Annotated in this window: 17 protein-coding genes and 1 tRNA gene; 15 read left to right on the top strand and 3 right to left on the bottom strand. The window is 72.7% G+C overall.

Features of this window, described 5'->3' with window-relative positions:
- Positions 1–4 precede the first annotated feature (4 nt).
- The 4 genes from Q5694_RS07670 (at position 5) to Q5694_RS07685 (ending at position 2,605) form a co-directional block, all read left to right on the top strand.
- Positions 5–724 (top strand): siderophore-interacting protein, encoded by a 720-nt coding sequence (locus Q5694_RS07670; protein ID WP_333931609.1) that lies wholly within the window; start codon positions 5–7, stop codon positions 722–724.
- A 47-nt stretch (positions 725–771) separates the two neighbouring features.
- Positions 772–1,365 (top strand): HhH-GPD-type base excision DNA repair protein, encoded by a 594-nt coding sequence (locus Q5694_RS07675; protein ID WP_333931610.1) that lies wholly within the window; start codon positions 772–774, stop codon positions 1,363–1,365.
- Positions 1,366–2,064: 699 nt separating this feature from the next.
- Complete coding sequence (locus Q5694_RS07680) at positions 2,065–2,406, top strand: hypothetical protein (RefSeq protein WP_333931611.1); 342 nt, start codon at positions 2,065–2,067, stop codon at positions 2,404–2,406.
- A 55-nt stretch (positions 2,407–2,461) separates the two neighbouring features.
- A complete protein-coding gene (locus Q5694_RS07685; RefSeq protein ID WP_333931612.1) occupies positions 2,462–2,605 on the top strand; it encodes a hypothetical protein in 144 nt (47 codons plus the stop codon).
- 142 nt (positions 2,606–2,747) lie between these two features.
- On the opposite strand, the gene Q5694_RS07690 is transcribed toward Q5694_RS07685, so the two are convergent.
- Positions 2,748–4,406: a helicase HerA-like domain-containing protein gene (locus Q5694_RS07690; RefSeq protein ID WP_333931613.1), complete on the bottom strand. Its 1,659-nt coding sequence runs from the start codon at positions 4,404–4,406 to the stop codon at positions 2,748–2,750.
- A gap of 106 nt (positions 4,407–4,512) precedes the next feature.
- On the opposite strand from Q5694_RS07690, the gene Q5694_RS07695 reads away from it, so the two are divergent.
- Together Q5694_RS07695 and Q5694_RS07700 are read left to right on the top strand one after the other, a co-directional pair.
- Positions 4,513–4,809 carry a type II toxin-antitoxin system VapB family antitoxin gene (locus tag Q5694_RS07695; protein ID WP_004943146.1) on the top strand — a complete coding sequence of 99 codons (297 nt, stop codon included), beginning with the start codon at positions 4,513–4,515 and terminating at the stop codon, positions 4,807–4,809.
- A gap of 146 nt (positions 4,810–4,955) precedes the next feature.
- The gene (locus tag Q5694_RS07700) at positions 4,956–5,573 is read left to right on the top strand and encodes a LytR C-terminal domain-containing protein (RefSeq protein WP_333932301.1); all 618 of its coding nucleotides are present in this window, start codon (positions 4,956–4,958) and stop codon (positions 5,571–5,573) included.
- Positions 5,574–5,625: 52 nt separating this feature from the next.
- On the opposite strand, the gene upp is transcribed toward Q5694_RS07700, so the two are convergent.
- Positions 5,626–6,261, bottom strand: coding sequence for a uracil phosphoribosyltransferase (gene upp, locus Q5694_RS07705; RefSeq protein ID WP_333931627.1), 636 nt, complete (start codon positions 6,259–6,261; stop codon positions 5,626–5,628).
- Between the two features lie 222 nt (positions 6,262–6,483).
- Here upp and Q5694_RS07710 point away from each other — a divergent pair, with 222 nt between their 5' ends.
- From Q5694_RS07710 to Q5694_RS07745, 8 genes are all read left to right on the top strand, one after another.
- Complete coding sequence (locus Q5694_RS07710) at positions 6,484–6,663, top strand: hypothetical protein (RefSeq protein WP_333931628.1); 180 nt, start codon at positions 6,484–6,486, stop codon at positions 6,661–6,663.
- A 277-nt stretch (positions 6,664–6,940) separates the two neighbouring features.
- Positions 6,941–7,477 (top strand): tRNA adenosine deaminase-associated protein, encoded by a 537-nt coding sequence (locus Q5694_RS07715; protein WP_333931629.1) that lies wholly within the window; start codon positions 6,941–6,943, stop codon positions 7,475–7,477.
- 68 nt (positions 7,478–7,545) lie between these two features.
- Complete coding sequence (tadA, locus tag Q5694_RS07720; RefSeq protein WP_333931631.1) at positions 7,546–7,977, top strand: tRNA adenosine(34) deaminase TadA; 432 nt, start codon at positions 7,546–7,548, stop codon at positions 7,975–7,977.
- Positions 7,978–8,033: 56 nt separating this feature from the next.
- A tRNA-Ser gene (locus Q5694_RS07725) sits at positions 8,034–8,118 on the top strand.
- A 116-nt stretch (positions 8,119–8,234) separates the two neighbouring features.
- Positions 8,235–8,411, top strand: a complete 177-nt coding sequence (locus Q5694_RS07730) for a hypothetical protein (RefSeq protein ID WP_333931632.1) — start codon at positions 8,235–8,237, stop codon at positions 8,409–8,411.
- On the top strand, positions 8,411–8,704 hold the full coding sequence (locus tag Q5694_RS07735) for a Dabb family protein (RefSeq protein ID WP_333931633.1): 294 nt from the start codon (positions 8,411–8,413) through the stop codon (positions 8,702–8,704). The genes Q5694_RS07730 and Q5694_RS07735 overlap by 1 nt, the downstream gene beginning before the upstream one ends.
- A 188-nt stretch (positions 8,705–8,892) precedes the next feature.
- Positions 8,893–9,873: an RNA polymerase sigma factor SigF gene (locus Q5694_RS07740; protein WP_443040828.1), complete on the top strand. Its 981-nt coding sequence runs from the start codon at positions 8,893–8,895 to the stop codon at positions 9,871–9,873.
- A gap of 268 nt (positions 9,874–10,141) precedes the next feature.
- Positions 10,142–11,044, top strand: a complete 903-nt coding sequence (locus tag Q5694_RS07745; RefSeq protein WP_333931634.1) for an RNA polymerase sigma factor SigF — start codon at positions 10,142–10,144, stop codon at positions 11,042–11,044.
- A gap of 169 nt (positions 11,045–11,213) precedes the next feature.
- On the opposite strand, the gene Q5694_RS07750 is transcribed toward Q5694_RS07745, so the two are convergent.
- Positions 11,214–11,408 carry a hypothetical protein gene (locus Q5694_RS07750; RefSeq protein WP_333931635.1) on the bottom strand — a complete coding sequence of 65 codons (195 nt, stop codon included), beginning with the start codon at positions 11,406–11,408 and terminating at the stop codon, positions 11,214–11,216.
- A 217-nt stretch (positions 11,409–11,625) separates the two neighbouring features.
- Between Q5694_RS07750 and Q5694_RS07755 the strand changes: the two genes are divergently transcribed.
- The gene (locus tag Q5694_RS07755; RefSeq protein WP_333931636.1) at positions 11,626–12,114 is read left to right on the top strand and encodes a MarR family winged helix-turn-helix transcriptional regulator; all 489 of its coding nucleotides are present in this window, start codon (positions 11,626–11,628) and stop codon (positions 12,112–12,114) included.
- The last annotated feature ends 5 nt before the right edge of the window (positions 12,115–12,119 follow it).

The following is a 12,119-nucleotide window of genomic DNA, read 5'->3' on the forward strand; positions in this document are numbered from 1 at the left end:
CGCGATGGGGCAGGGGCGGGGTTGGGAGGGCGCGGTCCTCAAACTGCTGCGCGCGAAGGATTTCCGGTTCACCGTGACGGACGGCGAGGACGTCACACCGGACTACCGGCGGCTGCGCTTCACCGACGGCGGTCTGCTCGCCGCGACCGGGGTGCACCCGACCATGTGGGTCCGCCTGTGGTTCGACAACGCGGGCAAGCCCCACCAGCGGGCCTACACCCTGGTCGACCCCGACCCGGAGACCGGCACCTTCGCCCTGGAGTTCGCCCTGCACGAGGGGTGCGCCAGCGACTGGGCCCGGGCGGCCCAGCCCGGCGACACCATCGAGGCCACCGTCCAGGGCACCGGGTTCGAGCACCCTTCCCCGGCCCCCTCCCACGTCTTCGCCGTGGGCGACCCGGCCTCCCTGCCCGCCATCAACTCCCTGCTGGGCGCCCTCGGTTCCGCCCCGGCCACCGTCTGGTTCGAGGGCGGCGACGACGACCTGCCGTTCCGCACCGATCCGGCCCGGCACGAGCTGCGCACGGTGCCGCGCCAGGACTCCGGCGCCCACCTGGTCGACCGGGTGAGGTCGGAGCTGCCGGAGCTGCTGCGAGGCACGTCCGACCCGTACGTGTGGATCGCCTGCGACACGGCGACGACCCGCGCGCTCGCGGCGTACGTCCGCAAGGAACTGGGGTTGCCCAAGCAGCGGGTGCACGCGCTCGGGTATTGGCGCCCCTGAACGGGCCTCCGGACGCGGCCGGGCCCGCACGGGGGGATGATCGGGGCATGGACGTCACCCTGCACCTCGCCCAGGACCCCGAGGCCGACGCGCTGCTGGGCCGCAGCCCGCTCGCCGCGCTGATCGGGATGCTGCTGGACCAGCAGGTCCCGATGGAGTGGGCGTTCAAGGGCCCGGCGACGATCGCGCAGCGGCTCGGCGCCGACGACCTCGACGCGCACGAGATCGCCGCCCAGGAGCCGGAGGCCTTCGCCGCGCTGCTCTCGCAGAAACCGGCCGTGCACCGCTACCCCGGCTCCATGGCCAAGCGCATCCAGCAGCTGTGCCAGTACCTCGTCGAGCACTACGACGGTGACGCCGAGGCCGTCTGGAAGGACGCCGGCACCGGCAGGGAGCTGCTGAGGCGGCTGGCCGAACTGCCCGGCTTCGGCAAGCAGAAGGCCCAGATCTTCCTCGCCCTGCTCGGCAAGCAGCTCGGGGTGCGCCCCACGGGCTGGCGCGAGGCGGCGGGCTCCTACGGCGAGGCGGACTCCTTCCGCTCGGTCGCCGACATCACGGGTCCCGAGTCCCTGACGAAGGTACGGGCGTACAAGCAGGAGATGAAGGCGACGGCCAAGGCGGCGAAGCAGACGGGGTCGTAGCGCACCGACCACGGTCTCCCGCCGGATGGCCGGGGCCTGAGCCAGGGCCGGCCACCGGGTGGGCCCCGGCCGGGGGCTGTCGGGGCCGGCCCCGGCGGGGCCGGCTCCTCCCGCGCGACCAGGAGTGTCCGGCCCGAACCCCTCGCGGACCGCCCGCCGCCCCCGCCACGGACGCGCAGCGGTGGGCACGCCGCATCTCCGCCCGGCCGTCCGCATCCCGGGCTCTCCGGCGCGGTCGGCCCGACGAGGCCCTGCGGACGAGACGGTGATCCGGGCCTCCCACGGCCTCCACGCCCACCCGCACGCCGGCGTCAGTCTCCCGGACCACCCCGGATGGCGGACAACGGCGGGGCGGTCCCAGCATGGAGCATGACCGAGCCACCGAGCGGCTCCCCCGACGCCCCGGAGCCCGACGCCGACCGCGCCCCCGTCCCCGGCCACGTCGGGCGGTGGCCGTCCGGCCCCGAGGCGCCCGCGGCAACCGGTCGGCGTGCGCCGGGCGACCGGGCCGCTCGGGTCGGCTCCGGGGACGCCTGGCCGCCCGACCCGCAGTGCCCGCCTTCCTCCGGGTCCCGGAGGCGGGGAGGCCGTCCGCGGGGTGAGACGGGGTCCCCTGGCCGGGAGGGCGCCATGGGCCGAGCGGGTTCATCCCGCGGCGGGCGGGATGAACGGCACGCGCCCGGCGGGGAGTGACCTCCCGTGACCCCCGCACCGCAGCCGGTCCCCCGCGGCCCGCGCCGGCACGCCTGGCCGCGGGTGCTCGTCCTGCTGCTCGCCCTGCTCCTGCCGGGCCCACACGCGGCGATCCCCGGTGGGCCGGTCCTCACCGCCGCCGGGGAGAGCACGGCCGCCGAGGCCGACGTCCTCGACACCGTCCTGCGCCCCTCGGCACGGACCGCCCGGCGCACGGGGGCCGCCCCGCGCCCCACGCCGCTCCCCGCCACCCCCCGGCCCGCGCGCACGGCCCGGGCCGCCGCGCCCGTACCGCCGGGCCCGCCGCACGAGCCGCGCCCCCCGCGTTCCTGGGTTCTGCGCTGCTGAGCGGACCGGCCACCGGTCCACCCGCCCGTACGGAACCAGAAGGAACGGCACCACCATGCTTCAAGACCCCTACGCGGTCCTGCGCGCCCTGCTGCGCGCCGAGGCCGCCCGCAGCGCCCCCAAGTCCGCCCCCGAGTCCGCGCCCCGGACCGAGCCGCCCGAACCGCCGCGGCCCCCGGCCGAACGCCACCGCGGCTGACCCACCCGGGGGCGGAGGCACGCCCGCCGGGCCGGCGCCTCCGCCACCCCGGGACACGACCCGCAGGGCCACGATCCGCCGGCGAAGGGGCGCCCGCGCCCTGCCACGCCCGTCACGCGGGCGCGGATCGTCATGAACGGCGTCAGCGTCTGCGGCGGCTCGGGCGCCGTGCCGTGCCGAACAGCGATCGGGTGATCTCCCTGCCGACCTGCGTCCCCACCGAGCGGGCCAGCGACCTGAAGATCCCGCTGGAGACCACCTGCTCGACCACGGACGGCTCCTCCCCACCCCGCCGCCCGGACGCGGTGTCCCGCATCTCGTCGGGTCCCTTGGCTCCCCGGCCCTCGTCGGGTCCCTCGGTTCCCCGGCCACCCACCGGCCCGGGCGGCTGCTGCGCCGGACGACTCCGCTCCAGCCGCTCGCACGCCGACTCCCGGTCCACTGCTTGCGCGTACCGCCCGTACAGCGGCGACTGACGGACCGCCCGGTCCAGTGCCTCCCGGCCGACCGGGCCCATCAGCGACTCCGGCGCCCGCAGCCGGGTCGCGGCGACCGGGGTGGGCGCGCCCTTCTCGCTGAGCACGGTCACCACGGCCTCGCCCGTGCCCAGGCCGGTCAGCACCTCCTCCAGGTCGTAGGGCGACCTGGGGAAGGTCTTCACCGTGGCGTTCAGGGCCTTCTGGTCGTCGGGGGTGAAGGCGCGCAGCGCGTGCTGCACCCGGTTGCCGAGCTGGGCGAGGACGTCGGCGGGTACGTCCTTCGGGGTCTGCGTCACGAAGAAGACCCCGACCCCTTTCGAGCGAATCAGGCGCACGGTCCGCGTGATCGACTCCAGGAACGCCTCGGAGGCGTCGTCGAACAGCAGGTGCGCCTCGTCGAGGAAGAAGACCAGCCGGGGCTTGTCCACGTCGCCCAGTTCGGGCAGGTCGTGGAAGAGGTCGGCCAGCAGCCACATCAGGAACGTCGAGAACAGCTGCGGCCTGTCCTGCACGGCGCTCAGCTCCAGGACGGAGACCACCCCCCGCCCGTCCCCGTCCGTGCGCAGCAGCTCCCCCGTGTCGAACTCCGGTTCGCCGAAGAACCCGGACGCACCCTGCGCCTCGAACGCGGTCAGGGAGCGCAGGATCACCCCGGCCGTGGCCGCGGACAGGCCGCCGATCGTCCTCAGCTCCTGCCGGCCCTCGTCCGAGGTCAGGTAGGCGACCACCGCCCGCAGGTCCTTGAGGTCGATCAGTTCCAGGCCCTTGCCGTCGGCGTAGTGGAAGATCAGCGCGAGCGACTGCTCCTGGGTCCGGTTCAGCCGCAGCACCTTGGACAGCAGCACCGGGCCGAAGCCGGTGACCGTGGCCCGGACGGGGATGCCGTGCCCGATGCCGCCGAGGGCGTAGTACTCGGCGGGGAACCCGGCCGGCGTCCACCGCTGGCCCACCTCGCCCGCGCGGCCCTCGACCCGGGCGTCGGCGCGGCCCGGGGCGGCGATGCCGGACAGGTCGCCCTTGATGTCGGCGAGGAAGACGGGCACCCCCTGGGCGGACAGCTGCTCGGCGATCAGCTGGAGCGTCTTGGTCTTGCCGGTGCCGGTGGCGCCCGCGACCAGTCCGTGCCGGTTGAGCATCGACAACGGCAGGCGGACCTGTGCGTCCGGCAGGCACCGGCCGTCCCAGAGCAGGGCGCCCAGATGCAGGGCGGGGCCGGAGAAGGCGTAGCCGGAGGCGATCTTCAGGGCCTCCGGCGGAAGGGCCGCGGCACGGGGGGACACCTCGGGTGCGGGAGCGGACGGCATGGTCTCGTGATCCGACATGTTCACGCCCCTGTTCCCGGTTCGTACCGCCTTGTGGGCTTTTTTTCAGCGTCGCACTGCCCCGCCATGGCTGCGCCCGGAAGGTCTTGACCGGTAGGCTTTCCGTGTGATCTTCAAGCGCATCGGAAACGGCCGGCCGTACCCCGACCACGGCCGGGAAAGCACCCGGCAGTGGGCGGACGTCGCGCCGCGCCCGGTCCGCCTCGATCAGCTCGTCACGACGAAACAGCAACTCGACCTCGAGACGCTCCTCGCCGAGGACTCGACCTTCTACGGCGACCTCTTCGCCCACGTCGTGAAGTGGCAGGGCGACCTCTACCTGGAGGACGGCCTGCACCGCGCGGTGCGCGCGGCGCTCCAGCAGCGCCAGGTGCTGCACGCGCGCGTGCTCGAACTGGACTGACCCCCCGCGGCCCCGGCCGCCGGAACCCCCGCCGGGGGCCGGTTGGCCCTTTCGGGTTCCACTGGGCGATGTCGAATGATCATCTAGTAGGCATCGTCGCCCGGGCGCACTACGCTGCGCTCATGAGCATGCTGACTCCCCCCGGCATGGGCGGCAAGTACCGCATCACGGGCAACAAGTACCCCCGGATGCGCCGGCCCCGGCGGCACGGCAGGCTCGTCGCCATCGGCGTGACCTCCGCCGTCGTGCTCGGTGTGGGCGGCTGGGGCACCCTGCAGCTCATCGACGTCTTCACCGGCGGCGGCCGGAAGGCCTCGGCGGCCGGCGGCGGCACCGAGTGCGAGCCGACGACCAGGACGAGCGCCGCGCCCGTCGCCAGGGCCGTGCCCGAACCGCGCACGATCACCGTCAACGTCCTCAACGCCACCACCCGCAGCGGCCTGGCGAAGAAGACCGCCGACGAGCTGAAGAAGCGCGGCTTCAAGATCGGCGACGTGGGCAACGCGACCAAGCAGTACGACAAGAAGGTCAAGGGCACCGGCGTCCTGCTCGGCCCCTCGGCCGCCCTCGACACCACGCTGCCGGTGCTCGGCACCCAGTTGCCCGGCGCCGAACGGCGTACCGACGCCACCCGCAAGGGCACCACCCTCGACCTCGTCATCGGTGACGCCTTCAAGGGACTGGCGAAAAAGCCGGACGCCGACCGGGCCCTGACCGAGATGGCCAGACCCGAGCCGGCGCCCAGGTCGAAGAAGAACTGCTGAGTGAGACCCGCCGCCGGAGCCCCGGCGGCAGGAGCGGGGCAACCCGTCCGGGCTACTCGGCCGCCCCGTACATCCGGTCCCCCGCGTCTCCGAGGCCGGGGACGATGTAGCCCTGGTCGTTCAGGTGCTCGTCGACGGAGGCGGTCACGACCGTCACCGGCGTGCCCGCCAGCTCGCGCTCCATGATCTCCACGCCCTCGGGCGCCGCCAGCAGCACCACGGCGGTCACGTCGTCGGCGCCGCGCCGGATCAGCTCCTGGATCGCCGCGACCAGCGTGCCGCCGGTGGCGAGCATCGGGTCCAGCACGTACACCTGGCGCCCCGACAGGTCCTCCGGCATGCGCGTGGCGTACGTGGAGGCCTGCAGCGTCTCCTCGTTGCGGATCATGCCCAGGAAGCCCACCTCGGCGGTCGGCAGCAGCCGCACCATGCCGTCGAGCATGCCGAGGCCGGCCCGCAGGATCGGCACCACCAGCGGGCGCGGGTGCGACAGCTTGACGCCCGTGGTCTGCGCGACCGGCGTCTGGATGTCGACCTGCTCGGTGCGCACGTCCCGCGTGGCCTCGTAGGCGAGCAGGGTGACCAGCTCGTCGGCGAGACGGCGGAAGGTCGCGGAGTCCGTGCGCCGGTCGCGCAGGGTGGTGAGTTTGTGGGCGACCAGAGGGTGGTCGACGACGTGGAGACGCATGGCCCCAACATTAACCGGGCAGGGTCACCCCGGCCGCACGGCAAGGTCCCCGCAGGCCCGTCACCCGCTCGCTGGCGTCAAACCGCCCGTCCGGGGGAAGGTGGGAGGGACGGACTGGGGGTGGTGAACCAGATGCCCGACCGGGTTACCCGAAACGATCCGTCGCCGCGCGTGCGGCCGGTGGCGGACCCGGAGAACGGCAGGATGCCGGGGAACGGCAGGATGCCGGAGAGCGACCGGATGAACGAGACGGACGAGTCGGACGCCGAGCGGCGCAGGCGCCGCGCCCGGTTCCTGCGCGACCTGGCGGAGGCGCGCGCACTGCGCGACCGCGTGCAGCCGCGCCGCGCCAAGACGGCGCGGCTGCGGCACGCGATGCGCATGCGCACCTTCCGCTGGTAGGGAACGGACGAGCAAACCGCCGGAGAAGATCGCGAACCGCGCGGACGTTCTTCGCGGGTGACCGTGCTCGAGGCGGGGCAAAGCCGCGTACGATCCGCAGGTGGCGGCAACGAGCGTGCCATCAGAACTGCCGGACACAGGGAGCCGAAGACGTCCCCTGGACGCCTTGTTTCTGCCACGATTCCGAGTGGGCGGGGCTCGGACGAGCACTCCCCGCCCGCAACCTCCGCCGGGGGGACCCCCAACCGGCACGCCTAAGACCAGTGGGAGAGTCACGGTGTACTTCGCCGCACTGCTCGCGCGCACCGAAGACGGGTGGGAAGCGAGCGACACAGAGCTCGACGATGTGGAAACCCTGTCGGATCTGGCCGACCTGGCCCGTGAAGCCTCCCCCGACGAGGACACGGTGCTCGTGCTCATCGAGCAGGAGGACGCCTGGTTCGGCGTCGTCCGCGTGGACGGCGAGGAAGACCCTCGTATCTACGTCTCGGACGCCGCCGCCGCTGCCCGCAGCAGCTACGGCGAGATCCTGCTCACCGACGAGCTGCTCGGCCGGGATCCGGACGACGGGGACGACCTCGACGCCCTCGACCTCGACGGCACCGAGGACGGTGAGTCCGACGACGAGGAGGCCGACGACGGGGACGGGGCGGCCGGCTCCGCCGACGCGGTGCCGCACGGCCCGGTCGGCGACGCCGCGGTCCTCGACGACCTCGGCGTGAGTGAGAAGGAGCTGCGCTCCATGACCACCGACGCCGTCACCGAGATCGCCGAGTCGCTGGGCGCCTCGGAGACCCTGGAGACGGTCCGCTGACCGCTCGCACCGACACCGGGCCGCCCGACCCGGTACCGGACCCCCTCCGGGACCCCTGGCGGCCCGCGATGCGACTCGCCCTGGACCAGGCCGCCGAGGCGGTCCGGGGCGGGGACGTCCCCGTCGGCGCCCTCGTCCTGGCGCCGGACGGCACGACCGTCGTCGCGGCCGGGCACAACGAACGCGAGGCGGGCGGCGACCCGACCGCGCACGCGGAGGTCCTCGCCGTCCGGCGGGCCGCGGCCGCCCTCGGGCAGTGGCGGCTGGCCGGCTGCACCCTCGTGGTCACGCTGGAGCCCTGCACGATGTGCGCGGGCGCCATCCAGCAGTCCCGTCTCGACCGGCTCGTCTACGGCGCCCGCGACGACAAGGCCGGTGCCGCCGGCTCGCTGTGGGACCTCCTGCGCGACCGCCGGCTCAACCACCGCCCCGAGGTGATCGAGGGCGTGCTCGCGGACGAGTGCGCCTCGCAGCTCACGGAGTTCTTCCGCGGCCGCTGAGAGGCCGCCGCAAACCGATTTCGAAGCACGCGGCACCTTGCTGTAAGGTCTCCCTCGGTAGCGTGTCCGAGCGGCCGAAGGAGCTCGCCTCGAAAGCGAGTGTGGCGCAAGTCACCGAGGGTTCAAATCCCTCCGCTACCGCTGAAGAAGGGCCCCGTCGCGAGACGGGGCCCTTCGTGCGTTCCGCCCTTCGGGGCGCCCGGTCCTTCGTGCGATCATGTGCGCTGCATGGGACACCAGTGACAGGGGAGGCCGCGATGGCGGTGAACGCGAAGAAGGTCGCCGTCTACGTCCTCGTGGTCTTCGCGCTGTACGTGATCATCACGGACCCGGAGACGGCGGCCGATTACGTCCAGATAGGGTTCCAGGGCATTTCGGACGCCGCCGGCGCCCTCGGCGACTTCGCCACCTGGGTTGCCAAAGGAGGAAAGTGATGATCCGCCACCTGGTCCTGTTCAAACTCGACGAGGGCGTCGAACGCGACGACCCCCGGGTCGTCGAGGGAGTCGAGGCCTTCCGCGCCCTCGACGGCACGATCCCCGAGATCCGCCACTGGGAGCTCGGCTGGAACGTCAGCGACCGCCCCATCGCGTACGACTTCGCCATCAACTCCGCCTTCGAGGACGCCGAGTCGCTGCGGCGGTACGTCGAGCACCCCGACCACCAGGCCGGTGTCGCGCTGTGGCGGGAGTTCGCCACCTGGGTGATCGCCGACTACGCGTTCTGACCCGGCCGCACCGGACCGCTCCGAGCCCCCCGTCGACATGACGGGGGGCTTTCGCATGACGCTGTTCAGTTATGCGGGCTTTCATCCCTCAACACGGAGTGATTGGGTGCTTGCACACAGTGCACATGTCTTGTGATGCTATGACCGCTTTTGATGGAAGAGTTGACCGATGAGTTGACGATGACGAGGTGGAGTTGACCGTGCTGGCCAGTACCGCACCTCAGGCACCGTCCCCTCAGGCGCCCGCGCCTCAGACACCGGCACAGGCACCGGCACCGGCAGCGGCACCGGCACCGACAACGGCACCCGCACCCGCACCGGCACCCGCACAGACGCCGGGAGGAACGTCGGCGCCCCAGGCTCCCGTCCCTCCCGCTCCGGCCTCCGAGGCCGCCCCCCAGCGGAGCCGGGGCGCCGACACCCGGGCGCTGACCCAGGTCCTCTTCGCCCAGCTCAAGGAGCTCCAGCCGGGCACGCCGGAGCACGACCGCGTGCGCGGGGCGCTCATCGAGGCGAACCTCCCGCTCGTGCGCTACGCGGCCGCCCGTTTCCGCTCCCGCAACGAGCCGATGGAGGACGTCGTCCAGGTCGGCACGATCGGGCTCATCAACGCCATCGACCGCTTCGACCCGGACCGGGGGGTGCAGTTCCCGACGTTCGCGATGCCGACGGTCGTGGGCGAGATCAAGCGGTACTTCCGCGACAACGTCCGCACGGTCCACGTGCCGCGCCGGCTGCACGAGCTGTGGGTGCAGGTCAACAGCGCGACGGAGGACCTGACGACGTCCTTCGGCCGGTCCCCGACGACCGCGGAGATCGCCGAGCGGCTGCGCATCGGCGAGGACGAGGTGCTGTCCTGCATCGAGGCCGGGCGCTCGTACCACGCCACCTCCCTGGAGGCCGCGCAGGAGGGCGACGGGATGCCGGGACTGCTGGACCGGCTCGGCTACGAGGACCCGGCGCTGGACGGCGTGGAGCACCGCGACCTCGTGCGGCACCTGCTGGTGCAGCTGCCGGAGCGGGAGCAGCGGATCCTGCTGCTGCGGTACTACAGCAACCTCACGCAGTCCCAGATCAGCGCGGAGCTCGGAGTTTCGCAGATGCACGTCTCGCGCCTGCTCGCCCGCAGCTTCCAGCGGTTGCGGTCTGCGAACCGCATCGACGCGTAACCGCAAACGCGAGCGACGGGTCACCGGCGGGAGGGAATCGCTCATCAGGGCGGTTGCCGACGGTTCAGGGCCGAAAACCCGTCAGACCCCTTGTTTGCAGGGCTGATTCGCGTCTCACATGTCGACAAGTCACTACAGCGCGTTGCCGACATGTGACATTCTGCGGGAAGCGCGTTTGCCGGAGCTTCGGCTCCGGTATTCAGGTGAAGGCTGCGTTCCCCGGACGGGAGCGTCCGCCGCGACCGTCCCGCGACCCAAAGGGGGTGGCATGTCCGCAGAACAGGGCAGCTCGAAGGTGCTCACGCTCGCGGAGAGCGACACAGCTCCCCATGCTCTCGACTCACTCGGCCCCATCGACGAGGCTCCGGCCCTCGTGGCCGAGCCCGTCCCGGTCCTTCCGGCCGCGGGCGCCATCGACACCCGCACCCTGTCCCGCTCCCTGTTCCTGCGGCTGGCGGCGCTCGACGAGGACAGCCCCGAGCGTGCGTACGTCCGTGACACGCTGATCGAGCTGAACCTGCCGCTCGTGCGGTACGCGGCCGCGCGTTTCCGGTCGCGGAACGAGCCGATGGAGGACATCGTCCAGGTCGGCACGATCGGGCTGATCAAGGCGATCGACCGGTTCGACTGCGAACGGGGCGTGGAGTTCCCGACGTTCGCGATGCCGACGGTGGTCGGGGAGATCAAGCGGTTCTTCCGGGACACCTCGTGGTCGGTGCGGGTGCCGCGGCGGCTGCAGGAGCTGCGGCTGGCGCTGACCAAGGCCAGCGACGAGCTCTCGCAGAAACTGGACCGGTCGCCGACGGTCACCGAACTCGCCTCCGTGCTCGGGGTGTCCGAGGAGGACGTGGTCGACGGCCTGGCGGTGGGGAACGCCTACACGGCGTCCTCGCTGGACTCGCCGGCCCCGGAGGACGACGGCGGCGAGGGATCGCTGGCGGACCGCCTGGGGTACGAGGACACGGCGCTGGAGGGCGTGGAGTACCGCGAGTCCCTCAAGCCGCTGCTGGCCAAACTCCCGCCCCGGGAGCGGCGGATCATCATGCTGCGGTTCTTCGCGAACATGACGCAGTCGCAGATCGGCGAGGAGGTCGGCATCTCGCAGATGCACGTCTCCCGGCTGCTGACGCGGACGCTGGCGCAGCTGCGGGAAGGCCTGATCTCGGACTGACCGCACCGCGGGCCGCCGCGGGCCGAGTTCCCGCGGCGGCCCGCGCCGCGTCCCCAAGCGTGCGCGTCCCGCGTACCGCGGGCGCATTCCGTCCCCGGTCGGGGGCGGCCGTGCCGGGGCCGGGCGCCCGGTGGCGCTCAGCGCCCGGCGGCGGAACTGCCCGTACGGGTTACGACAGCGCCAGCCAGGCGACGCCCGCGATGATCGCCACGGCGACGATGACGCCGACGACGACGCCGATGCGCGGTCCGCCGGACGTGGCCGCGGTCTGGCGGCCCTGCGGCGCCTCGTCGACGAAGGCGCGGAACATCTGGGTGTTGCCGGCGGGGTCGTGATTGCCCTGCGGGGCCTGGTTGTTAGCCATGGCCCGAGACCCTAGCGAAAACGCCGGGGCTCCCCCAAGTGGGGGTTGACGTTCCGGTCGCCCCCGCGTGCGCTCGGCCTCCGGGCTCTCCACCTGCACGTTTACTGTCGCAATACGCGCCTTTGCCAAGTCTTGGCCCCCGCACCGCCCCTTTTTATTTGCCTGCAGCAACCAACCGCTCCTATCGTTGCCCTAAGCAACGAAAGCGGGAGGTGTCATGGCCGGGAAGGCGCAGTACGAGGAGCTGGTGCGCCAGTTCAGCGCCTTCGGCGCCGTGAAACGGGAGCTGGGCCGGATCATGCCGGCCGAGTGTCCCGGCGGCTCGGCGGCGGTACTGACGCTGCTGGGCCGGCACGGCGACATGCGCATGAGCAAGCTCGCCGAGCTGCTCGCGGTGGACATGTCGGTGACCAGCCGCCATGTCGCGCACGTCGTGGACCGGGGCTGGATCGAGCGCTCCCCCGACCCGGCGGACAAGCGCTCACGCATCCTGCGCCTCACTCCCGCGGGCCACGCACAGCTCGACGAACTGTCCCGGCGGACGACCGAGGTCCTCGCCGAGCGCCTGAGCGACTGGACCGACGAGGAGGTCGGCCGGCTCACGGACCTGATGGCGCGGCTGCGGGAGAGCTTCGACTGCCGTCCCGCGGCCCGGGCGGCATCGCCCGCTTTCGAACGGACCACCCGTACACCCGCAAGCACGTAAGTAAA

Source organism: Streptomyces sp. AHA2 (genome assembly GCF_036857595.1).
Classification (GTDB): Bacteria; Actinomycetota; Actinomycetes; order Streptomycetales; family Streptomycetaceae; genus Streptomyces.